This window comes from Nocardia sp. NPDC049220 (genome assembly GCF_040647855.1).
Lineage (GTDB): Bacteria > Actinomycetota > Actinomycetes > Mycobacteriales > Mycobacteriaceae > Nocardia.
Genome location: NZ_JBEZDA010000007.1, coordinates 72708 through 94953, shown reverse-complemented (window position 1 = coordinate 94953; position 22246 = coordinate 72708). Strand labels below are relative to the sequence as shown.

General features: G+C 66.9%; 17 protein-coding genes and 2 pseudogenes. 14 read left to right on the top strand and 5 right to left on the bottom strand.

Annotated features, from left to right (window positions below):
- Positions 1-16: 16 nt before the first annotated feature.
- Positions 17-1834, bottom strand: coding sequence for a type VII secretion AAA-ATPase EccA (gene eccA / locus AB0C34_RS18605; RefSeq protein ID WP_357074011.1), 1818 nt, complete (start codon positions 1832-1834; stop codon positions 17-19).
- A 134-nt stretch (positions 1835-1968) separates the two neighbouring features.
- On the opposite strand from eccA, the gene eccD reads away from it, so the two are divergent.
- From eccD to eccCa, 3 genes are read left to right on the top strand one after another with little or no spacing between them, the layout of a single operon-like run.
- The gene (gene eccD, locus AB0C34_RS18600; RefSeq protein WP_357074008.1) at positions 1969-3441 is read left to right on the top strand and encodes a type VII secretion integral membrane protein EccD; all 1473 of its coding nucleotides are present in this window, start codon (positions 1969-1971) and stop codon (positions 3439-3441) included.
- Positions 3442-3446: 5 nt separating this feature from the next.
- A complete protein-coding gene (mycP, locus tag AB0C34_RS18595; protein ID WP_357074005.1) occupies positions 3447-4871 on the top strand; it encodes a type VII secretion-associated serine protease mycosin in 1425 nt (474 codons plus the stop codon).
- 3 nt (positions 4872-4874) lie between these two features.
- On the top strand, positions 4875-8951 hold the full coding sequence (gene eccCa / locus AB0C34_RS18590; RefSeq protein WP_357074002.1) for a type VII secretion protein EccCa: 4077 nt from the start codon (positions 4875-4877) through the stop codon (positions 8949-8951).
- Between the two features lie 100 nt (positions 8952-9051).
- On the opposite strand, the pseudogene AB0C34_RS18585 reads toward eccCa, so the two are convergent.
- Both AB0C34_RS18585 and AB0C34_RS18580 read right to left on the bottom strand, forming a co-directional pair.
- Positions 9052-9447: pseudogene (locus tag AB0C34_RS18585) on the bottom strand (GNAT family N-acetyltransferase); the annotation flags it as partial.
- A gap of 38 nt (positions 9448-9485) precedes the next feature.
- A complete protein-coding gene (locus AB0C34_RS18580; RefSeq protein ID WP_357073999.1) occupies positions 9486-10295 on the bottom strand; it encodes a GntR family transcriptional regulator in 810 nt (269 codons plus the stop codon).
- Between the two features lie 242 nt (positions 10296-10537).
- Here AB0C34_RS18580 and AB0C34_RS18575 point away from each other — a divergent pair, with 242 nt between their 5' ends.
- Positions 10538-10969 (top strand): DUF4254 domain-containing protein, encoded by a 432-nt coding sequence (locus tag AB0C34_RS18575; protein WP_357073996.1) that lies wholly within the window; start codon positions 10538-10540, stop codon positions 10967-10969.
- Positions 10970-11088: 119 nt separating this feature from the next.
- On the opposite strand, the pseudogene AB0C34_RS18570 reads toward AB0C34_RS18575, so the two are convergent.
- A pseudogene (locus AB0C34_RS18570) lies at positions 11089-12012 on the bottom strand (MinD/ParA family protein); the annotation flags it as partial.
- Between the two features lie 2023 nt (positions 12013-14035).
- Between AB0C34_RS18570 and infA the strand changes: the two are divergent.
- The 8 genes from infA (at position 14036) to truA (ending at position 19055) form a co-directional block, all read left to right on the top strand.
- A complete protein-coding gene (gene infA / locus AB0C34_RS18565) occupies positions 14036-14257 on the top strand; it encodes a translation initiation factor IF-1 (RefSeq protein WP_003418601.1) in 222 nt (73 codons plus the stop codon).
- Between the two features lie 152 nt (positions 14258-14409).
- Positions 14410-14523: a 50S ribosomal protein L36 gene (gene rpmJ, locus AB0C34_RS18560; RefSeq protein ID WP_011207363.1), complete on the top strand. Its 114-nt coding sequence runs from the start codon at positions 14410-14412 to the stop codon at positions 14521-14523.
- Positions 14524-14769: 246 nt separating this feature from the next.
- Entirely contained in the window at positions 14770-15141 is a 372-nt protein-coding gene (rpsM, locus tag AB0C34_RS18555; protein WP_357073993.1) for a 30S ribosomal protein S13, read from the top strand.
- A gap of 9 nt (positions 15142-15150) precedes the next feature.
- Positions 15151-15564, top strand: a complete 414-nt coding sequence (rpsK, locus tag AB0C34_RS18550; RefSeq protein WP_014981768.1) for a 30S ribosomal protein S11 — start codon at positions 15151-15153, stop codon at positions 15562-15564.
- Between the two features lie 20 nt (positions 15565-15584).
- The gene (rpsD, locus tag AB0C34_RS18545) at positions 15585-16190 is read left to right on the top strand and encodes a 30S ribosomal protein S4 (RefSeq protein ID WP_357073990.1); all 606 of its coding nucleotides are present in this window, start codon (positions 15585-15587) and stop codon (positions 16188-16190) included.
- A 161-nt stretch (positions 16191-16351) separates the two neighbouring features.
- Positions 16352-17410, top strand: coding sequence for a DNA-directed RNA polymerase subunit alpha (locus tag AB0C34_RS18540; protein WP_357073987.1), 1059 nt, complete (start codon positions 16352-16354; stop codon positions 17408-17410).
- A gap of 137 nt (positions 17411-17547) precedes the next feature.
- Positions 17548-18069, top strand: a complete 522-nt coding sequence (gene rplQ, locus AB0C34_RS18535; protein ID WP_357073984.1) for a 50S ribosomal protein L17 — start codon at positions 17548-17550, stop codon at positions 18067-18069.
- Between the two features lie 134 nt (positions 18070-18203).
- Positions 18204-19055 carry a tRNA pseudouridine(38-40) synthase TruA gene (truA, locus tag AB0C34_RS18530; protein WP_357074118.1) on the top strand — a complete coding sequence of 284 codons (852 nt, stop codon included), beginning with the start codon at positions 18204-18206 and terminating at the stop codon, positions 19053-19055.
- Positions 19056-19148: 93 nt separating this feature from the next.
- Here the strand turns inward: truA and AB0C34_RS18525 are convergent, their stop codons facing one another.
- Positions 19149-19589, bottom strand: coding sequence for an Hsp20/alpha crystallin family protein (locus AB0C34_RS18525; RefSeq protein ID WP_357073981.1), 441 nt, complete (start codon positions 19587-19589; stop codon positions 19149-19151).
- A gap of 182 nt (positions 19590-19771) precedes the next feature.
- On the opposite strand from AB0C34_RS18525, the gene AB0C34_RS18520 reads away from it, so the two are divergent.
- Positions 19772-20605, top strand: a complete 834-nt coding sequence (locus tag AB0C34_RS18520; protein ID WP_357073979.1) for an LLM class F420-dependent oxidoreductase — start codon at positions 19772-19774, stop codon at positions 20603-20605.
- Positions 20606-20790: 185 nt separating this feature from the next.
- Entirely contained in the window at positions 20791-22209 is a 1419-nt protein-coding gene (locus AB0C34_RS18515) for an MFS transporter (protein WP_357073976.1), read from the top strand.
- The last annotated feature ends 37 nt before the right edge of the window (positions 22210-22246 follow it).

The following is a 22246-nucleotide window of genomic DNA, read 5'->3' as shown; positions in this document are numbered from 1 at the left end:
CGGAGAGGCGGGACAGCTAGCGCAACGTGGAGAGGACGCCGTCGAGGGCGTTGCGCATGTCGTCGGCCTCGATGCGCATCAGAACGTTCTCGTCCACAGTGGTCAGGTCCAGATTGTCGTCGTTGGCCAGCCGGAACTCTCGTTCCTCCTCGGCCGCTTCGATGACATTGCGGATGAAGCGGCCGTTGCCGGCGAGATCGATCCCGCGGCGTGGCTGTCCGGCCTGATCGGTACTCGTTTTGTCGTACAAATCCGCGCACGCCCGCACGAGCAGCGCTTGACCTTCGTCGGAGATCTTCGAATCTCTTTTGTGGGCGATGAACTGCCCGATCTGGCCCAACTCGTCCGGGGTGTAGGAATCGAACTTCACCCGTTTGGCGAACCGGGAAGCGAGGCCGTCGTTGGCCGCGAGCAGCCGGTCGATCTCGCCGTCGTATCCCGCGATAATCACGACCAGGCGGTCTCGGTCGTTCTCCATGCGGGCAAGTAAGGTGTCCACCGCCTCACGGCCGAACGCGTCGCCGCCGGACAGACCGGTCTGGATCAGGGTGTAGGCCTCGTCGATGAACAGCACGCCGTCCATCGCGCTGTCGATCAGCTTGGAGGTCTTGATCGCGGTGCTGCCCAAGTGCTGGCCGACGAAATCCGCGCGCTTGGCCTCGACCAGATTGTCGGTCTTCAAAAGACCCAGCCCACAGTAGATCTTGGCGACCACCCGGGCGACGGTGGTCTTGCCGGTGCCAGGAGGGCCGGTGAACGCCAGGTGCTGTCCGCGCGGCACGCTGGCCATACCCTTCTCGGCGCGGATCTTGGCCAACTGCGCGGTCGCCTGCAGCTTGGCGACCTGCGTCTTGACCGCCGCGAGGCCGATCTGCGCATCCAGCTCCGCGCGCGCGGCCGCGAGGATCACCTTGGCTTTGTCGTCGCGCTCCTCGCGGCCCATCTGCTCGGTCGACGGAGCGGACGCGGGATCCCAGCGGTTGGTGCGCGCCTCGATCTGTTCCCTGGTGGACACCGTGATGCGGTACTTGCGGTCTCGCATCGCCGCGGTGTTCGCCGCGAAATCCGGTGCCTCGGAGAACACCTTCTCGAACAATGCCTGGGCGTCGTCCTCATGCCCGGTCTCGCGCAGACACAGGCCGCGGCAGAACCGGGCGGTGGTCGCGGCCGCGGGGATGGGGCCTTCTTCGGCCCGCTCCATCCGCCGGATCGCCTCACCGAACAGCCCCAATTGCGCGCAGGCCGTGCCGACCATCACGTGTGCGCCAGCGGCCAGATAGGGGTCGTCCCACTCCGCGGAGCCCGCGAGCACCGTCATGACATCGGGCCAGCGCTGGGTCTGATAGTGCAGGACCCCGCGCACGTACCCGCAGATGCGGTCGTCGGTCTCGCGATCGGGCTGCGACAGTTGGGACTTCCGGTGCACAGCCAGTTCGTCGATGACCTTCTCGGCCTCGTCGTAGTCTCCCTCGGCGATCAATTGCGCGGCCTGCGCCAGCCAGATTTCGGTGTAGCTGGCCAGCGGGTAATCGATGAACTGGCCGACCACGAAGCGCCCCGCAAGCTCGCGCGGTCGCAGCCCCAACCGGCGCTGTTCCCGGAAAAGCGTTGCCGCGCTGGTCTTGTAGATGTTGAACAGCACCTCGCGGGTGACTTCACCAGCGGCGGCACGTCCGAGCCATGCATCGCACATACCGGGATCCCATTCGGTAGCCCGTTGGAACGCCAGCTTGGCGTAGTCGAGGTCGCGGGCGGATTCCTGCCCGTCGATAACCAGGCCTAGTGACAAGACGCCGGCATCGAAGGCGCGTTGTGCTTGGCGATTGCCAGTCATGCGGGTGAGCCCCCAAAGCCTACGGTGTGAGCGATTCTTCGCTCAGCATACCGGCTGCCATATGAGGGTTTGTTCGATAGATTGTGTTCGTTGCCATCTAGGGACAGCGTTGAGTGTAGGGAGTCATCCAACCCGTGACCGAGTCGTCGACCAGCGGCTTGGGTGCCGTTGACCCGGAACTGTGCCGTGTGTCGGTTATCGGCGGAAACACCCAGATCGATCTAGGTTTGCCCGCGGTGATTCCGATCGCCGCCTTCATCAGCGATGTCGTCGAATTGATCGAATCCCGCACCCCGGACTTCACCGACCCGGAGGAGGGTGCTCCGCTGCGGACGCAGCATTGGACGTTGGCCCGGGTCGGCCGTGACCCGATCCCGCCCAATCAGACGCTGACCGAGGCAGAGGTATTCGACGGTGAGTTGCTGGTTCTGCGGTCGGTGACGGCCAAGGAGTCGCCCGCGCTGTTCGACGATGTGATCGACGCGGTGTCGAAGTTGACCACGGAGATGTTCCGAAGTTGGTCGCCGGCATCGGCCCGGTGGGTGGGCTTGATCGCGAGCCTCGTTGCGGTGCTCGCGGCGATCGCGCTGCTGGTCGCGGCCAGGAGTCACGGCGCGGGTATCGCGACCGGGTTCCTGCCGGTCGGCACCGGCGCGGCCGCGATGGCCGCGGCCGTGATCGCGATACGGATGTATCAGGCGCGGTTGGTTGCCGTGATGTTGTCGTTGTCCGCGGTGCTCTTGTTCTTCGCCGGCGCGGCTTTGTTCGTGCCGAACGATATCGGCGGTCCACACCTACTGCTGGCCTGTGTCGCGGCCCTGGTCGCCGCCGCGGTCGGCTACAGCGTCACCGGCGTCGGCGCGACGATGTTCGCCGCGGCCATCACCATGGCGCTGTTCGGCGGTGTCGCCGCGTTCGTGCACATGGTCTGGGAGACGGACCTGCCGAAGACCGCTGCCGGTGGGATGGTGGCCGCTCTCATCGTGGTCACCATGGCTCCGCGGATCGCGGTCGCGGCGGCGCGGCTGCCGGTGCCGCCGGTGCCGACCGCGGGCGCGGCGATCGACCCGGCCGACCACGAACCACGGCCCACTATCGAGGACATCGGCGCCATCGGCGCCACCGCCCTTCCGTCGGCGGTGGGACTGGAACTGCGGGCGAGCGCCGCCAACCAGTACCAGTCCGGCGTGCTCATCGGGTCCACCGTTGCGGCCGTAGCCGGGGCGGTGATCGGCGCGGACCCGTTCGGCGCGGCGCGGTGGCAAGGTATCGCGCTGGCCGTGGTCATCGCGCTCATCCTGTGTCTGCGGGGTCGTTCCTTCGCCGACCTGACCCAGGCGAGCACGCTGATCGTGGGTGGCGTCGCGACCTTGATCGCGACCATGGTCGGTGTAGCCCTCGGCGATCCCTCATGGCTGGTGCCGATCGCCGGGATACTGCTCGCGGTCGCGGCGATCGCGGTGGTGTTCGGTGTCATCGGGCCGAATACCGAGATGTCGCCGGTGACCCGCCGGATGGGCGAGATCTTCGAATACCTGCTGATCGTCAGCATTATTCCGCTGGTGCTCTGGATCATGGACGTGTACTCCGCCGCCAGAAACCTGTGACACCGATGGCTATTGCGAGGCAGCACAAGTCACGAATACCGCTGCGGCTGGCCGGTGTCGCGGCGGTTCTCGGTTTGAGCTTCGTCGGACTGCCCGCTCCGGCGTCCGCGATCGCGCCGCCGGCCATCGATGACGGTGCGCTGGGCGCGGCGCTGGCCGTCAACGGACCGCCTGACGCTACCGAGCAGCGATCCGTGTGCGCCGAACCTCTGCTCATGGGCGCCCCGCCGCGGGACGCGCCGTTGGCGCAGCGGATTCTCGACCTGCCCGCCGCCTGGCAGTTCAGTCGAGGCGGAGGCCAGAAAGTCGCGGTTCTCGACACCGGCGTGAACCCGCATCCGCGCCTACCAGCCCTGGAGCCCGGCGGAGACTTCGTCTCCGACTCGAACGGAATGGTCGACTGTGACGGCCACGGCACTCTCGTGGCCGGCATCATCGCCGCGCGGCCGAGTCCGGATGACGCGTTCGTCGGCGTCGCACCGGACGCGCAGATCCTCGCGATTCGGCAGTTGAGCTTGGCCTATGAGCCGAAGGACCGGAACCGCCGCGAGGTGCCCGGCGCCATCTCGAGCACGGGGTACGGAACCGTGCTCACTCTGGCCGCCGCTGTCGTGCGCGCGGTCGATCGTGGCGCCACCGTGATCAACATCTCGGAAGTGGCCTGCACGCCTGCCGGAGTCGTTCCCGTCGACGGGGCACTCGGCGCCGCGGTGAAATACGCCTACGAACGCAATGTCGTTGTGGTGGCCGCCGCTGGAAATATCCAGCAAGGCGGTGCTTGCGGCGCTCAGAACGACGGTTCGGGCTGGGGGGCGGTCAACACCGCGGTGAGCCCGGCATGGTTTTCCCCCTACGTGCTGTCGGTGGCCTCGGTGGAAGCCGACGGCAAGCCGTCGCCGTTCTCGATATTCGGTCCATGGGTCGGCGTCGCGGCGCCGGGGCGCGACATCGTCTCGCTCGACAGCAAACCCGGCGGGGTGGGGTTGGTCAACGCCGTGCAGAGCGACGAAGGCGCCGAATCCATCAACGGGACCAGCTTTGCCAGCGCGTATGTCTCCGGGCTCGCGGCGCTGGTGCGCGCGCGGTTTCCGGAGTTGTCGGCGGGGCAGGTGATCGATCGGATCATCCGCACCGCACAGGCGCCCGGCGCCGGACGCGACGATCAGCTCGGGCACGGGCTCATCGACCCGCTGGCGGCGTTGACGGCGCAACTGCCCGCACAACCGGTGAGCGCGGGAACAGACGCGGCGCGCCCCATCGCCGGGCCGCCGCCGCCGCGCTACGTCGATCCCATGCCCCGGCGAGTGGCCACCATCGGCACGATCGTCTTGCTCGCGCTGCTCGGCATCGGATACGCATTGTCGATTCCGTTCCGCCGGACCCGTGTCGATGCCATCGACACTGCGGAACGTACGGAAGAAGGACAGTAGGACATGGCAACCGAAGGATTTGTGCGCAGACCGCGGATCGCGCCGCCGCGGCCACCCGGCGGTGAAGTGGCGCTGACGGCGCCACCGGAGATCCCGCGGGCGGTACCGGCCGGGTTGCTGACGAAGCTGATGCCACTTGTCATGGTGGTGGCCGTGGTCGGAATGATCGCGATGATGGCCATGATGGGGCGCAATCTCCTGGCCAACCCGTTCATGATGATGTTTCCGATGATGATGCTGATGTCGATGGTCGGCATGATGGCGGGAATGCGTGGCGGCGGTGGTCCGAAGAAGGCTGCCGAACTCAACGAGGAGCGCAAGGACTACTTCCGCTACTTGGATCAGGTGCGCAAGGATGTGCGCAAGACCGGCCATTCCCAGCTCGATGCCCTGACCTGGAGCCACCCCGACCCGGCTGACCTGCAATCGATCGTCGGCACTCGGCGTATGTGGGAGCGGCGACCGAACGACCCGGATTTCGGGCATGTGCGCGTCGGCGTCGGCAGCCACCGCCTGGCCACCAAACTGGCGCGGCCGGAGACCGGTCCGCTGGAGGACTTGGAGCCGGTGTCGACCGTGGCGCTGCGCCGATTCGTCCGGACCCACTCGGTGGTGCACGGCCTGCCGACCGCCATCTCGCTACGCGCGTTTCCGGCCATCAATATCGAAGGTGATCCCGCCGAGGCCCGCACCCTGGTGCGGGCGATGCTCATGGAGTTCGTGGCGTTCCACGGACCGGACCACACCGCCGTCGCCATCATCTGCGCCGACCCGGACGGCGCGGCGTGGTCGTTCGCCAAATGGCTGCCGCACCTACAGCATCCGGTCGAGCGAGACGGGATGGGCTCGGCCAGGATGATGTACCGCTCGCTAGCCGAGTTGGAGACAGCCATGGCAGCCGAGTTGCTCGAGCGCGGCCGTTTCATGCGCAACGCTCAACCGACTGCGGGGCGGGTCCACCTGCTCGTCATCATCGATGACGGCTACGTGAGCGGCACCGACCGGATCGTCAGCGACGCGGGCCTGGATTCCGTCACAGTCCTCGACCTCACCGCACCGCAGAACGGGCTGGCCGTGCGCCGTGGGCTACAGCTGGTCATCAGCGACGGCATGGTCGCGGCGAAATCGGCCGCGGGCATCGAGAAGTTCGCGACCGCAGACGAGGTGACGGGCGCCGAAGCGGAATCGCTCGCCCGAGACCTGGCCCGCTACCGTGTCGCGACGGCCGCCCAGATCGTCAGCCTCGGTGACGAAACACGCGCCGATCCGGGCCTGATGTCGCTACTGAAGATTCCGGACGCCGCGCAGATCGACCCGGCTCTGGTGTGGCGTCCACGCAGTCTCCGTGAGCGGCTGCGGGTGCCGATCGGTGTCACTCCGGACGGTACCCCGGTAGAGATCGACATCAAGGAGTCCGCCGAGAACGGCATGGGACCACACGGGTTGTGCATCGGCGCAACGGGTTCGGGTAAGTCGGAGTTTCTGCGCACCCTGGTGTTGTCGATGGTGACCTCGCATTCACCGGATCTGCTGAACCTGGTGCTGGTCGACTTCAAGGGTGGTGCGACCTTCCTCGGTCTCGACTCGCTGCCGCACGTGGCCGCGGTCATCACCAACCTCGAGGAAGAACTCTCGATGGTCGACCGCATGAAGGACGCCCTTGCCGGCGAGATGAATCGACGTCAGGAGTTGCTGCGCTCCGCGGGCAACTTCGCGAACGTCACCGAGTACGAGCAGGCCCGCGCCGCGGGCGCCCAGATCGACCCGCTTCCCGCGCTGTTCATCGTCGTCGACGAGTTCTCCGAACTCCTTTCGCAGAAACCGGATTTCGCCGACCTGTTCGTGATGATCGGTCGGCTGGGGCGCTCGCTGCGGGTGCATCTGCTGCTGGCCTCGCAGCGGCTGGAAGAGAACAAGCTGCGCGGTTTGGACAGCCATCTGTCCTACCGGATCGGGCTGCGTACCTTCTCGGCGAACGAATCGCGTGCGGTGCTCGGCATCACCGACGCCTACCACCTGCCGAGCGTGCCGGGTTCCGCCTACCTCAAGAGCGACGCGGCCGATCCGCTGCGGTTCAACGCCAGCTACGTGTCCGGTCCGTATGTTTCGCCGCGTGGCACGCAACAGGTCGACGGGCGTCCGGTGGGCGGCCAGTCGGCGGTGGTGTTCACCGCCAGCGAGGTCGAGGCGCCCGAACAGGACTCGGCCTTCCTCGACAGTGCGGTGGCCCGTGGACTTCCGGAGCTTCCGCCGCCGCCAGGTGAGCTCGAGCTGCCGCCGCCACCGAGCGGGGCCACCCGGCCCACCGAAGCAGTGCCCGCCACCCTGTTGCAGGTGGTCGTTCAGCGCCTGACCGGGCACGGACGGCCAGCGCACGAGGTGTGGTTGCCGCCATTGGACGAGTCGCCCTCGGTGGACATGCTGCTACCCGATCCGGATTGGCGGTCGCCGGCGAACCGGCACGGTCAGCTGTGGCTGCCGATCGGCGTGATCGACAAGCCCTACGAGCAGCGCCGTGACGTGCTGGTCATCGACCTGTCCGGGGGACAGGGCAATCTCGCCGTGGTCGGCGGCCCGCAGGCGGGTAAGTCGACTACCCTGCGCACTGTCATCATGGCGGCCGCTGCCACCCACACCCCCGAACAAGTGCAGTTCTATTGTTTGGACTTCGGTGGCGGTACCCTCGCCGGCTTGGCGGATCTGCCGCACGTCGGATCGGTCGCGGGCAGACTGGAAGTCGACCGGGTCCGGCGGACCGTCGCGGAGCTGACCACCCTGCTGCACCAGCGCGAGGAACGTTTCCGCGAGCTGGGCATCGAGTCGATCCACGAGTTCCGCAAGCGCAAGGCGGAGTTGAGTCGCCTGCCCGCCGAGGAGCGTGCGGTCCACCCGCTGTCGGAGGATCTGCACGGCGACGTGTTCCTGGTGATCGACGGATGGCCGACGATCCGCGCCGAATTCGAGATGCTCGAGCCGGCTTTGAACGCCATCGCGGCGCAGGGCTTGTCCTATGGCATCCATCTCATGGTCGGGGCGTCGCGCTGGGCCGAGATCCGGCCCGCTGTCAAGGATCTCATCGGGACCAGGCTGGAACTCCGGCTCGGTGACCCGTCCGACTCCGAGATGGACCGACGCACCGCCGTGCTCATCCCGGTCGGCCGTCCGGGGCGTGGCCTGACCCCAGAGAAACTGCATATGCTCATCGCGTTGCCGCGACTGGACTCGAACTCCGACCCGCAGACGCTGGCCGAGGGCGTCGGCGCCGCGAAGCAACAGATGAACGAGCTCTTCGGCGGCCGTCGCGCCCCCGAGGTGCGCATGCTGCCGCTGGAGATATCGCGCGAGGACGTGCTCGCCGCCGCGCGCGAGCGCGGTATCGAACTCGGCCCGACGCGGGTCGTCGTCGGGCTGGGGGAAGCCGAACTCGAACCAGTGGTCCTGGATTTCGGTACCCAGCCGCATCTCATGGCATTCGCGGATGTGGAATGCGGCAAGACCACCTTGCTGCGCAACATCGTCCTGGGCGTGGTGGAGAACTCGAATGCCGAGCAGGCACGGGTCATCCTCATCGACTACCGGCGCACCATGCTCGGCCTCATCGAGGGCGACCAGCTGGCCGGATACTCGACCTCGTCGCAGACCTCGATCGGAATGATCAAAGAGGTCTCCGCATATCTCGGCAGGCGCATCCCTGGATCGGACATCACCCCGAAACAGCTTCGGGAGCGCAGTTGGTGGACCGGACCGGAGATCTATGTCGTCGTCGACGACTACGATATGGTCGCGACCGGGGTGAATCCGCTGGAGCCGCTGCTCGAGTTTCTCCCGCAGGCTCGCGACATCGGCCTGCACTTGATCGTGACCCGCCGCTCGGGCGGTGCGTCGCGAGCGTTGTACGACAAGGTGCTTGGCAGGCTCAAGGAGCTTTCGGTTGACGCGTTGCTGATGAGTGCGCCCAAGGACGAAGGAAAACTGCTGGGTGACATCCGCTCGTCGAAACTTCCGCCGGGCCGGGGCACCCTGGTTTCCCGCAGCGGTGAGCCGGAGATGATCCAGGTGTCCCACCTGCCACCGCTGTAGCGAGCCGGTCGAAATCCCAGCTGTCGCTGCGACGTTCGAACAGCGCCTGGGAGGGTCCGGCCGTCACCGGGCCTGCGATGCGAGTGAGGTGGAAACCGGCTCTGCGGTAGTAATCGTGCAAGTCGGTGTTGGTGGTCCAGGCATTGAGTCGGATCCAGTTGCGTTGTTGTTGCCACGCCAGCCTTCCCGCGTGGGCGAGCAACCGGTGGCCGATGTGCCGACCGGCGAAGCGTAGGTCGACGATCATGAAATGGACGATCAGCGCGTTGTCGAGTTCTCGAGCGGACCACAGTCCGGGGTCGGCGCGCTCGTTGACGGTGATCGTTCCGGCAGGTTCGCCCGCCACCTCCGCGATCCAGGTTTCGCCCGCGTCGAGCGCGTCGCCGACGGCTCTGGCGAAGATCTCGATGGGACGGCCGCGGCCGGCCACCGTCCATTGATCGGAGCCATGTGCGGTGAGCCAGGCTGTGCGTTGGATGCGCAGCCGACAGATCATCCCGAGATCGCCCGAAGTCGCCTGGCGCAGCAGGGTGGTCATGGCAGCGAGACGCCCGGTCCGGATGACGAGTCGAGCGTGTTCCGGATGAGGGCGGTGCCCTCGTCGTCGCCGAGTTCGTAGGCGAGCCGGTTGCCGGTGGCGATCGACCGGTGCCGGGTGGCTCGGGTGACCCGCTCGTGGTTGGCGCCGATCCGGAGGTGGTCCAGCAGGATGGTGCCGGTGGCGACATCGAGGACGACGGCCTCTTCCGCGCTGGCCGGGTGCGCCACCAGCGTGTCGCGGTATGCGGTCTCCGCGTGCCCGCGGTCGGCCAGGCGGCGCGTCGTCCCCTCGGGGATGTCGTGCGGGGAATCGATTCCGGTGGCCTCGGCCAGGTCTCGCGGGTAGAAGCTGACTTCCCACGACCACGGCTCGTGGTCCAGGTACTGAACGACGGTGCGCGCCAGCACCCAGGAGTGCAGCGGGAGGCCGAGCCACAGCGCCACTTCCGGGCCGGCCGGTTCCATCTTCGCGCTGAACTCCTTGGCCGGTTCGCGTCCTGCCGCCTTGGCTATCTCTTCGAAGATGTCGTGCGCGGACCTCGGCCGGTCGGGCCGGATAGGATCGGTGACCACCGATTCCAGCACTTCTTGGTTTCGGACGATCGTTCCGCGGGAAGTAGCTGTGTAGACCAGATTCTCGGTCACCAAGACGTGGATCGCGTTGCGGGCGGTGGTAATCGAGACCTGCATCTGATCAGCTAGTTCGACATGACTCGGCAGTCGGTCGCCGGGCTTCCATCTGGCGGCGCGGATCTCCTCGCGGAGGAGGTCTGCGATCCGGTGATACATCGGACCGTCCGGCATCTTGCTCCTCGGTAGGTCGGGCAGGTAACGAAGAGTGTTCTCTTCGTAACTCCCTACGGCCGGGTAACGCTTGACAGGTGCCTTCAGAGGTTTATTGTAATGAACGTCCTGATCCGGTGTTGTGCGGCGATGAACGGCGAGGCAACGTGGCAGGTTCGGATACAACAGTTGTAATGGCTCCCCCCGGCACACCGAGGTGTGTCGGTTCTTTTGTACAGTCTTCGGCGCCCGGACTAGTTCCCATGTCCGACTTACTCGTTCGGGCGTGTCGTGGGCATCGTGTCGTCGGCGGTCCGCTGTTGTGGTTTGCCCGTGACCTAGCCGTGTTGCACGAACGTCGGCTGGTCGGTCGCGGCGGGTCGGTGGATACCGCGCTGTCGGTAGTTCGCGAAATCGAGCGCCGCAGAGCCGAATTGGTCATGGCGATCGACGACTGGGTGGTGCGCGGCGTGCCGCAGCATCGGCTGGGCGCGACTCTGCACACCGAGACGGTGGGTGCGGTGATCGACCGCCTGGCGGAGTCCTCGGTGCGCGCGCATCACGCGTTGATGACCCTGGATGCGCACGACGAGTTGCTGCACAGTGCCTGGCATCGTCTTGCCGAACTTGCGGACGCCTACGACGATCTGGTGCGCGATGTCATGGCGGGTCGAAGGCGACTTCCGGAGTGGTGAGCCGGTGACTCGGCGTCAGCACCGCGGTGCGCGACGCCGAGTCGTCGGAACGATGCTCGATCGATTCCTTCGGACAGCACACGACGTCGGACGCTCCACCGGTCGCGGTCCGGAGCGCGTCACGGGCGATAGCGGCGGTGGTCCGTGGCGAAGTCGTCTGCGACGGTCGCGGCCAGCTCGACGTACGCACGTTTGGTCTGCTTGTGCAGCCGGTGCAGGTCGATCTCGGCGCCCTCGGACATATGCGCGTCGAACGGAATGATGTGCACGGCCCGGCAGCGGGTCAGGAAGTACTCCCGCAACTGCTGGATGCCGACGTTCGGCGACCCGTCCTGCGGCGAGTTGATCACCACCACCGCATTGCGCACCAGGTGATCGTGTCCGTGCAGCGACAGCCAGTCCAAAGTCGCCGCGGCACTGCGTGCCCCGTCGATCGCGGGCGAGGAGATCAGCACCAGCGAGTGGGCCAGGTCGAGCACGCCCGACATCGCCGAGTGCATCAATCCGGTGCCGCAGTCGGTCAGGATGATGTTGTAGAACCGCTGCAGAATGCGGGCGACCGCGCGATACTCCTCCTCGCTGAACGCCTCCGAGGCGGCCGGATCACGTTCGCTGGCAAGCACTTCCAGTCGGGTGGTGGACTGCGAGGTGTGCCTGCGCACATCCGAATATCGCTGGATCGACGGGTCGAGCAGCAAGTCGCGCACGGTGGATCTGGTTTGCAGCGACACCCGCTGCGACAGCGTGCCGAAGTCCGGGTTCGCGTCGACCGCGATCACCCGGTCACCCCGGATGGAGGCGAAGGTGGAGCCGATACCCATGGTCGTGGTGGTCTTTCCGACGCCACCCTTGAGCGAGAGCACCGCGATCCGATAGTCGCCCCGCACCGGTTGCCGGATCCGTGCGACCAACTCCTGCAGTCTGAGTTCCTCCGCGGACATGCCGGGGTTGATCGCACCGCCGGAGACATGGTGCACAGCCTTGCGCCACCCGCTACCCGGCGCCCGCTTGACGCGCCGCATCGGGACGTTGTCCAGCGAAGGCTGCTGGTAAGGCGCGCCCGGTGGGTTGTTCGGCTGCTGGGCGGGCGGCGGTGCGAATCCCGGCCGATTGCCCCACGGTGTGCCGTGCGCCTCCGGAGTGGGCGGCGGATAGCTCTGGGGCTGCGGCCGGCGCTGCTCGCCGGGTGCTCGAGTGTGCGCCGTCGCCGGGCCGGAGTTCTCCCGCCCGCGGGGGGCGCCCTGCTCGGCGGCGTTTCGCGATTGACCGGCAGCCTCGCCGACCGGCGGTGCTCCATCGACGAATTGGGCGGGGCGGCCGTTGGATTCGGTCGGCCTTGCGATCGGATGATCGGCGCCTATCCGGGTCGGATCGGGGCGGTCGCGCGGGGGAGTCGGTTCGCCGCCTGGCGCCTGACCGCCCGTGAACTGCGGTGGGTGCCCAGTCTGTGCACGGGCGGGAGTGCCCGGAGCGTGCGCTCCTGGCTGCGGGTTGCCCGGACGCGGACGAGTGGGATCGGCCTGCTGCTGGTCGAGGTTCGGCGCCCGACCGCCTGCCGCCGGGGAACCCGACCAGTCGCCCGTCTCGGCGGGCTGCCGGTGCCGTCCGCCTGCGGCAGGTCGTGTCGAGGCGGAGCTGGACGCCGTGCCGGAGGTCCAGGTTCGCTCTACCGCTGTTGTGCGTTCATCCGAGGCGGCGGCGAGGTCGGAACCCGGCCTACCGGGCTGGTCGGTGGCCTGCTCGGGTGCGGGGCGGATCGGCCCCGAGTCGGTGCGGACGATCCGGCGGGTCGGACCGTCGGCGTCGGGTGGCGGCACCTGTCGCTCGTCGAGCGGCGGCGCACCGTTGTGCCCGCGCTCGTGCGGCGCGGGCGGATCGGGCAGTGGCGGGAGTCGGCGCGGCGTGTCTGTTGTCGCCGCCGGTGCTCCGGGAACGGGGCTCGGCGCGGCGAGCCACGGCGGCGGACTGTGGGGATCCGCCACGGCGGGATCGCTGGTGGTGGGTGTGGCAGCGGGCCCCGGCGACGCGAAGGATCGTTTCGGCTCGGTCCCCGGCGCGGCGGGGATTTCCTCCGTCGACGGTGCGGACCGCTCCAGAGGAGTCTGCCCAGGGCGCTCGTCGGTCGGGGAATGCGCACCCACCGCCTCCGCCGGTCCGGTCCCCATACCGCTCGGCACCTGGCCGGGTCGGTCGCCGCGCACCTGTGCCGGCGAGTCGGGGAGGGGCGGCGGTGGCAGATCCGGCCTGCGGGCCTGTGGCGTCGCCTGATCGTTCGATGTCGGTTGCTCGGCGGACCTGCTGCCCAGCGGTTGGAACCCGCGGGAGGGTTGCGCGGGGTTTCGGGTCGGTAGGCCGGGCTGCGGGCCGTCGGCGCGCGGGGGTGCGTCCTGCCAGGAATCGTCCGGAAGCGGCGGCGTCTGCTCCGGAGCCGATGTCGGCCACGAGTCGTGCGGTCGTTGGTCCCACCGCAGCGCTTCCGGTCCGGGCAGCCGGACCCGGCCACGCTCGTTCGGACGCTGCTGGTCGGACTGCGCGTCCTGTTTGTCCCGGCGCCAGCCTTTGCGACGCTTCTCCGGGCGCGGGGCTTCGGTCCGCTCGGCCTCCGGCGCCCGGCCCTTGAACCGCCCGCGTCTGCGCGGGGCTATTTCCTCGATGAGCTCGTCATGCGGAAGGTTCTGTACCGGGGCTTCGTAGCCGACCTGTGTGACTTCGCTCTCCGATAGCCACGGTGGCAGCATGGGGAGGCCGTCGTTATCGCGGCTCACGCATCCCCCTTGATCTGCTCGACCCATTACCTGGACAGCGGTCAGTTTACGCGACAACGCGAGCCGTCCGTGGCGCAGGACCAGACCGCCGCCAGATGTGGGAAGGCTGTCGCGAAACGCCTGTCGGCGCGGGTATATAGGGAGGCGTTTTTGCCCGATCCGAGGCAGGTCGGTAAGCTGGTGCGGCGGTGCACCTACGCGCCGACTGTTTGTGTGCGACCGGTTCCTGCCAGCAATCGGTTCATCCAAGCAGAAACATGACAAACAAACCAGGTTGAGCGTAACCGGGATCGCGGAGGACATGGCGAAGAAGGACGGGGCCATCGAGGTCGAGGGTCGAGTTGTCGAGCCGCTGCCCAATGCGATGTTCCGGATCGAGCTCGAGAACGGGCACAAAGTTCTCGCGCACATCAGCGGGAAGATGCGACAGCACTACATTCGTATCCTTCCCGAGGACCGTGTGGTCGTCGAACTCTCGCCCTACGACCTGTCGCGTGGCCGGATCGTCTACCGATACAAGTGATCGCGCTCGGCGCGGTCCGCTCGGTGCGTTTCGGCCGTAGTCCCGGCATGGCCCGGGACCGAGTCGAAAGACTCACCACAGAGACTTCCCCAGTCGCCGACTGGGGAAAACCTGTGTTCACACCCGTGTGAACCACAACAGATTGGACGGACGTGAAGGTTCAGCCGAGCGTCAAGAAGATCTGCGAGAAGTGCAAGGTGATCCGCCGTCACGGCCGGGTCATGGTGATCTGCGACAACCTGCGCCACAAGCAGCGCCAGGGCTGAGCGGAAGCGGGGGAAACCTCGCTGCACAGCGCCGGAGGCTTGCCGACGGCGTCGCTCGACGCACCACCAGCCAAGCACCGAACGCAGTTCGGATTGGCAAAGAAGAACTCCCAGCACCAGCCGCACGCTGTGGAAACAGGGTTCGCCCCTGGCGTGCGCGCCTACCACCGGTTCGGAGGCCGGTGCCCCAAGAAGACGAGGGGACGGACTGGGAGCAGACCTCCGCAACAGTAAGGAAACTGCCACATGGCACGTCTCATGGGCGTTGATCTCCCGCGCGAAAAGCGCATGGAGATCGCGCTGACCTACATTTTCGGCATCGGCCGTACCCGCTCCAAGGAGATCCTCGCGGCCACCGGCGTCAGCCCGGACCTGCGCTCGAAGGACCTCAGCGACGAGCAGGTCACGCAGCTGCGTGACTACATCGAGGGTTCGTCCCTCAAGGTCGAGGGTGACCTGCGCCGCGAGGTGCAGGCCGACATCCGTCGCAAGATCGAGATCGGCTGCTACCAGGGGCTGCGCCACCGTCGTGGACTGCCCGTGCGTGGCCAGCGCACCAAGACCAACGCGCGCACCCGCAAGGGCCCCAAGCGCACCGTCGCCGGCAAGAAGAAGTAGGGATAACCGATGCCTCCGAAGTCACGGGCCTCTGGCCCCAAGAAGACCCAGAAGTCGCGTCGCCGGGAAAAGAAGAACGTTCCGCACGGCCACGCGCACATCAAGAGCACGTTCAACAACACGATCGTGTCGATCACCGACCCGAACGGCAACGTCATCTCGTGGGCGTCGTCCGGCCACGTCGGTTTCAAGGGTTCGCGCAAGTCGACCCCGTTCGCCGCGCAGCTCGCCGCCGAGAACGCTGCCCGCAAGGCGCAGGAGAACGGCGTCAAGAAGGTGGATGTGTTCGTCAAGGGCCCGGGTTCGGGCCGCGAGACGGCGATCCGCTCGCTGCAGGCCGCCGGCCTCGAGGTGGGCACGATCTCCGATGTCACCCCGCAGCCGCACAACGGCTGCCGTCCGCCCAAGCGGCGTCGCGTCTAGCGGGAAAGGAATAGCGAAAAATGGCTCGTTATACAGGCCCTATCACCCGCAAGTCGCGTCGTCTGCGTGTCGACCTCGTCGGAGGCGACCAGGCGTTCGAGCGCCGTCCCTACCCGCCCGGCCAGCACGGCCGCGCGCGGATCAAGGAGAGCGAGTACCTGCTGCAGCTGCAGGAGAAGCAGAAGGCTCGCTTCTCCTACGGCGTGATGGAGAAGCAGTTCCGCCGGTACTACGAAGAGGCCAACCGCCTCAAGGGCAAGACCGGTGACAACCTGCTGCGTCTGCTCGAGACCCGCCTGGACAACGTGGTGTACCGCGCTGGTCTGGCGCGTACCCGCAGGCAGGCTCGTCAGCTGGTCAGCCACGGCCACTTCCTGGTGAACAACAAGAAGGTCGACGTTCCCAGCTACCAGGTCACCCAGTACGACATCATCGATGTCAAGGAGAAGTCGCTGGTTACCCTGCCGTTCCAGGTGGCCCGCGAGACCGTCGGGGACCGTCCGGTTCCCGGCTGGCTGCAGGTGATCCCGGGCCGGCTGCGGATCCTGGTACACCAGGTGCCCGAGCGTGCCCAGATCGATGTGCCACTGCAGGAACAGCTGATCGTCGAGTACTACTCGAAGTAAGTGCGTGTGTGCCGGTCCGAGGTAGGCCGAGGACGGCGCACACATTGGACTGCTGGTGCGTGATCGTCCAGCGCCGGCGACTGCCGGTCGCTCGGGCGGTCACGCACAACCCCTGAGACGAGGCGTCAAATAGCGGGCGCCCAAAAAGGAGGATGATCCTAATGCTGATTTCACAGCGTCCGACGCTGACCGAAGAGGTCGTCGCGGAGAACCGTTCGAAGTTCACCATCGAACCGCTCGAGCCAGGTTTCGGTTACACCCTCGGCAACTCGCTGCGGCGTACGCTGCTGTCCTCGATTCCGGGGGCCGCGGTGACGAGCATTCGTATCGACGGCGTCCTGCACGAGTTCACCACCGTTCCCGGTGTGAAGGAGGATGTCACCGACATCATCCTGAACCTCAAGGGCCTGGTCGTGTCCTCGGAGGAGGACGAGCCGGTCACGATGTACGTGCGCAAGCAGGGTCCGGGCACCGTCACCGCCGGTGACATCGTCCCGCCGACCGGCGTTGTCGTGCACAACCCGGACATGCACATCGCGACCCTGAACGACAAGGGCAAGCTGGAGATCGAGCTCGTCGTCGAGCGCGGTCGCGGTTATGTCCCCGCCGTGCAGAACAAGGCGTCCGGCGCGGAAATCGGCCGGATCCCGGTGGACTCGATCTACTCGCCGGTGCTGAAGGTGACCTACAAGGTCGAGGCCACCCGTGTCGAGCAGCGCACCGACTTCGACCGGCTCATCCTCGACGTGGAGACCAAGAACTCCATCAGCGCGCGGGACGCGCTCGCCTCGGCGGGCAAGACCCTGGTCGAGCTCTTCGGCCTGGCCCGCGAGCTGAACGTCGAAGCCGAAGGCATCGAGATCGGCCCCTCGCCGGCCGAGGCGGACCACATCGCCTCGTTCGGTCTGCCGATCGAGGACCTGGACCTCACCGTCCGGTCCTACAACTGCCTCAAGCGCGAGGGTGTGCACACGGTGGGCGAGCTGGTCGCCCGCACCGAGTCGGACCTGCTGGACATCCGTAACTTCGGCCAGAAGTCCATCGACGAGGTCAAGGTCAAGCTGCACGCGCTCGGCCTCTCGCTGAAGGACAGCCCGGCGTCGTTCGACCCGTCCAGTGTGGTGGGTTACGACGCGAGCACTGGGACGTGGAGCGACAACGGCACGTTCAGTGACACCGATGGCGGCGAGCAGGACTACGCCGAAACCGAACAGCTCTAGGCCGTCGGGGTAGGCGCCCCGGACCGGCCGCACACCGCGGCGTGCGCGCCGAGCCCGCAGGCGGTAGCGGAGCGTGACCACGCCAGGGCCCGGGAGCGGCGCCCGAATACAAGGCCCGAATACAAGGAGAACCAACAATGCCCAAGCCCAAGAAGGGTGCCCGCTTCGGCGGGTCGGCGTCGCACCAGAAGGCGATCTACGCCAATCTGGCCACGGCGCTCTTCGAGCACGGCCGGATCACCACCACCGAGGCCAAGGCCAAGGCCGTGCGCCCCTACGCGGAGAAGCTGATCACCAAGGCGAAGGGCGGCTCGCTGGCCGACCGTCGCGAGGTGCTCAAGGTGATCCGTAACAAGGACGTCGTGCATGAACTCTTCGCGGAGATCGGCCCGTCGTTCGAGGGACGCGAGGGTGGCTACACCCGCATCACCAAGACGCTGCCCCGCAAGGGTGACAACGCGCCGATGGCGATCATCGAGCTGGTCCGGGAGAAGACCGTGACCAACGAGGCCGATCGCGCTCGTCGAGTTGCCGCGTCGAAGAAGGTCGAGCAGGCTCCGGCCGCCGAGGTAGTCGAGGAGCAGGCCGACGAGGCCGTCGCCGAGACCACCGAGACTCCGGATGCCGACGGGGCCGCCGAGTACAAGAAGGACGCCTGACGCCTCGCGTCGTAGTTCTCGAACGAGCCCGCCGCCCCGCACTGGGTCGGCGGGCTTGTTCGTTTCCCTAGGAGACCAGTGTGACGGTGCGGGATTCGGCGGGGTCGACGTCGGCCGAGCCACCCTCTGCGACGATGGAGGCTGCCGAGGCCGGCGTGCCGGCGACATCGGTGCGCGTCCGGCTCGACATCGGCTACGACGGCACCGATTTTCTCGGTTGGGCGCGTCAGCCCGAGCTGCGGACGGTGCAGGGGGTGTTGGAGGAGTCGCTGAGCAAGGTGTTCCGCGAGCCGATCCAGCTGACTGTCGCGGGGCGCACCGACGCGGGCGTGCACGCCGAGGGGCAGGTCGCGCATTTCGACACGACCGCTGAACTGGACGCCGACCAACTGATCCGGCGGATGGCGCGGTTCTTGCCGAAGGATGTGCGGATCAAGCGAGCACGCCTCGCGCCGCCCGAGTTCGACGCCAGGTTCTCCGCCATCCGACGCCACTATGCCTATCGGTTGACCAGTGCCCGCTACGGCGCCGAGCCGCTGCATGCGGGCAGTGTGGTCGCCTGCCGACCCGACGTCGATGTGGACGCGATGCGTGCGGCGTCGCGAAAGCTGTTGGGACTGCACAACTTCGCCGCGTTCTGCCGGAGAAGGGAGGGTGCGACCACGGTGCGCGAACTCCAGCGCTTCGACTGGGAGCGCGACGGCGACCTGCTGACCGCCCACGTCAGCGCTGACGCGTTCTGCTGGTCGATGGTCCGCAGTTTGGTCGGCGCGGTGCTGGCGGTGGGAGAGGGCCGCCGGACCCCGGAGTGGGTAGCGGACCTGTTGCACGAGACCGAGCGGTCCAGTGCGGTGTCCGTTGCCCCTGCGTACGGCCTCAGTCTGATCGGCGTGGACTACCCCGCTGATGACCAACTCGCCGAACGCAATGCGCAGACGCGTGAGATGCGATCGATCCCGGTGTCGGACGGTTGCTGCGGTGACTGATCAGCCCGATGCCGAGATCTAGCAGCCATATTCGGTTGTCCGACCTGTGCGAATGACGTGTGGTGCGTGCACAGGTTCGGGGAGCGCGGCGACTCAGCTCGACTGCGCCTTGATCTTCTTCGGTTGGGATTCTCCGGTGATTTCGATGCGGCGCGGCTTGGCGCGTGCCGCGATGGGAATCGTCACCGACAGCACACCGTTGTTGTAGGTCGCGCTGATCTTGTCGACGTCGACGTTCTCACCGAGGGACAGCTGGCGCATGTAGGTGCCGGCGAAGCGTTCCGAGGCGATCCACTGGACACCTTCCTCGCTGGGGGCCGTGCGTTGCGCGCGCAGGGTGAGCGTGCCGTTGTCCACGCTGACCTCGACCGAGTGCGGATCGACACCGGGGAGGTCGGCGTTGAGGACGTAATGATCTCCCGTTTTGAACAAATCCATCGGCATGAATCGTGGTGCACGAGCGGATCCGGTGGCTTCGCCGAGGAGCTGGCGGGCGACGGTGTCGATGTCATGGAACGGATCGAACCTCAGCACAACAATCACCTCCATTGAGCTAGCGGTGACGCCCTGCCACGGCGGCGGGCGCCGATAGCTGTGCAGGGCTCACGTTACTCTCGGGCCGAAAGTGCCGACACCCTCCGGAAACCCGGAACCCCGCCGACACCCGGACTCGCGGACACGGAATAGCCGCCCGCACGCCCGCGTTGCCCCGGAACATGGCATTCGACAGTCTTGGACGATTCGGAGTATGGCGCGGGTACACCGGGTTCAGCCCGGAAGAGGCGCGGGAGTACGAGCAGCTGGGCTATGGCACGCTGTGGTTGGGCGGGTCTCCGCCCGCGGATCTACCCGGGGTCGAGTCGCTGCTGGCCGCGACCGAGACGATCACCGTCGCGACCAGCATCGTGAACATCTGGGTCGCGCCCGCGAAAGAAGTCGCCGCGTCGTTCCATCGGATCGAGGCGGGCTTTCCCGGCCGGTTCCTGCTCGGAATCGGCGCAGGGCACCCTGAACACACCGGCGAGTACCGCAAGCCCTACGACGCGTTGGTCGAGTACCTCGACGAACTCGACGCCGCGGGTGTCCCCGCCGAGCGTCGCGCGGTGGCCGCGCTGGGCCCGCGCGTACTGAAGCTGGCCGCCGACCGGTCCGCGGGCGCGCTTCCGTATTTCGTGCCGTCGGCGCACACCGCGAAGGCTCGCACCCTTATGGGCTCGAACGCCTTGTTGGCTACCGAGAACAAGGTCGTGCTGACCGACGACACGAACACGGCGCGCACCGTCGCCGACCCGGCCATCCAGCTGTACCTCGGTCTGACCAACTACGTGTCGAACCTGCGTAGGTTCGGCTTCACCGACGCCGACCTCGCCATCCCGCCCAGTGACCGACTGTTCGACGCTGTCGTCGCGCACGGCACGCCGGAGCAGGTCGTTGCCCGGCTGACCGAGCATGTGGACGCCGGCGCCGACCACGTCGCAGTGCAGGTTCTCGGCGACGACTACCTCCCGGCGCTGCGCACTCTCGCGCCGTTGCTCGCCGCGCGTTCCTGAGCCGTGCCATGCGCAGTCCGGCCCTCGGCATCAGCCGGGGGCCGGAGTCGTTTCCGCATATCCGAGCGGTGTCCACAATCGTCCTAAGGGACTGTTAGGAACCGTGCGGAGCCATTCCGCGTGACCTGTGACTGCCGACACACTGATCTGCGACGACGCGATGAGGCGTCGAAGAAGGAGATCTGGTGACTACGACGACTACGACACAGCCTGCCGGCGAGCGCCGAGTGGTCGCGAATGTTTTGCGCGGATCCATCGGCAACCTGGTCGAATGGTACGACTGGTATGTCTACGCCGCGTTCAGCGTGTACTTCGCGAAGACGTTTTTCCCCAAGGACGATCCGACGGCACAGTTGCTGTCCACCGCTGCGGTGTTCGCGGTCGGCTTCCTGATGCGCCCGATCGGCGGCTGGGCGCTGGGTAGGTACGCGGACCGGTTCGGCCGCCGCTCGGCACTGACCCTGTCGGTGACCGTGATGGCGGTGGGTTCGTTGCTGATCGCGGTGACGCCCGGATATCAGACCATTGGCTTGGCCGCGCCCGCCCTGCTGCTTTTCGCCCGGTTGCTGCAGGGACTTTCGGTCGGCGGGGAGTACGCCACCAGCGCGACATACCTGTCCGAGGTGGCTTCGGCGGGTAGGCGCGGATTCTACTCCAGCTTCCAGTACGTGACTTTGGTCGCGGGCCAACTCGTCGCGCTCGGTGTGCAGATCGTGCTGCAACAGTTCCTCGACTCGGCCCAGATGAACAACTGGGGTTGGCGGATTCCATTCGTGATCGGCGCGGCCGGTGCGCTGGTCGTGATGTGGCTGCGGCGTGGCATGGACGAGTCCGAGCAGTTCCGGGCCGAATCGAAGCGGTCGTCGGCGAACAGCACGGCCGGTGCGGAGCCCGCCGTCACTCGGACGTCGCGCGGTTCGCTGCGGATCCTGTTGCAGTACCCGCGCGAATGTCTTCTGGTGATCGGGCTGACGCTGGGTGGAACCGTCGCCTTCTACACGTACACGACATATATGCAGAAGTTCATGATCAACACTTCGGGTATCTCCAAGTCGACGGTCGCGTGGATCAACTTCGTCGCGCTGCTGGTCTTCGTAGTGCTGCAACCGGTGGCCGGCGCGCTGTCGGATCGGATCGGCCGACGCAAGCTGCTGATCTTCTTCGGCGTGGCGGGCACCGTATCGACCGTGCCGATCATGACCGTGCTCGCGAACACCACCAATCCAGTGGCCGCGTGGGGCCTGATGATGGTTGCTCTGGTGATCATCACCGGGTACACCTCGATCAACGCGATCGTGAAGGCCGAACTGTTCCCGACCAAGATTCGCGCGCTCGGGGTCGGCCTCCCCTATGCCCTGACCGTCGCCATCTTCGGCGGTACGGCGGAGACGATCGCGCTGGCGCTGAAGAAGGGCGGCCACGAGTCGCTGTACTTCTGGTATGTCGCGGGATGCATCGCGGTCTCGCTGGTCACCTACTACTTCATGCGGGAGACCTCGACGGCCTCGACGATCGATGGGGACGAGTCCAGCGCGGACGCCGTGACCACGTCCGGCGTCGCGGCGGCCGGGCCGGGACAGCCGCTGGCGCCGGTGCGTGACTGATCGACCGGCACACGTGCCGATCCGCCCGCTGTGGGAG

Bases quoted from the DNA above. Each gene is read 5' to 3' on its own strand.
- eccA (WP_357074011.1), bottom strand. From the start codon at position 1,834: ATGACTGGCAATCGCCAAGCACAACGCGCCTTCGATGCCGGCGTCTTG.
- mycP (WP_357074005.1), top strand. From the start codon at position 3,447: ATGGCTATTGCGAGGCAGCACAAGTCACGAATACCGCTGCGGCTGGCC.
- eccCa (WP_357074002.1), top strand. From the start codon at position 4,875: ATGGCAACCGAAGGATTTGTGCGCAGACCGCGGATCGCGCCGCCGCGG.
- AB0C34_RS18580 (WP_357073999.1), bottom strand. From the start codon at position 10,295: ATGCCGGACGGTCCGATGTATCACCGGATCGCAGACCTCCTCCGCGAG.
- AB0C34_RS18575 (WP_357073996.1), top strand. From the start codon at position 10,538: ATGTCCGACTTACTCGTTCGGGCGTGTCGTGGGCATCGTGTCGTCGGC.
- infA (WP_003418601.1), top strand. From the start codon at position 14,036: ATGGCGAAGAAGGACGGGGCCATCGAGGTCGAGGGTCGAGTTGTCGAG.
- rpsM (WP_357073993.1), top strand. From the start codon at position 14,770: ATGGCACGTCTCATGGGCGTTGATCTCCCGCGCGAAAAGCGCATGGAG.
- rpsK (WP_014981768.1), top strand. From the start codon at position 15,151: ATGCCTCCGAAGTCACGGGCCTCTGGCCCCAAGAAGACCCAGAAGTCG.
- rpsD (WP_357073990.1), top strand. From the start codon at position 15,585: ATGGCTCGTTATACAGGCCCTATCACCCGCAAGTCGCGTCGTCTGCGT.
- AB0C34_RS18540 (WP_357073987.1), top strand. From the start codon at position 16,352: ATGCTGATTTCACAGCGTCCGACGCTGACCGAAGAGGTCGTCGCGGAG.
- rplQ (WP_357073984.1), top strand. From the start codon at position 17,548: ATGCCCAAGCCCAAGAAGGGTGCCCGCTTCGGCGGGTCGGCGTCGCAC.
- truA (WP_357074118.1), top strand. From the start codon at position 18,204: ATGGAGGCTGCCGAGGCCGGCGTGCCGGCGACATCGGTGCGCGTCCGG.
- AB0C34_RS18520 (WP_357073979.1), top strand. From the start codon at position 19,772: ATGGCATTCGACAGTCTTGGACGATTCGGAGTATGGCGCGGGTACACC.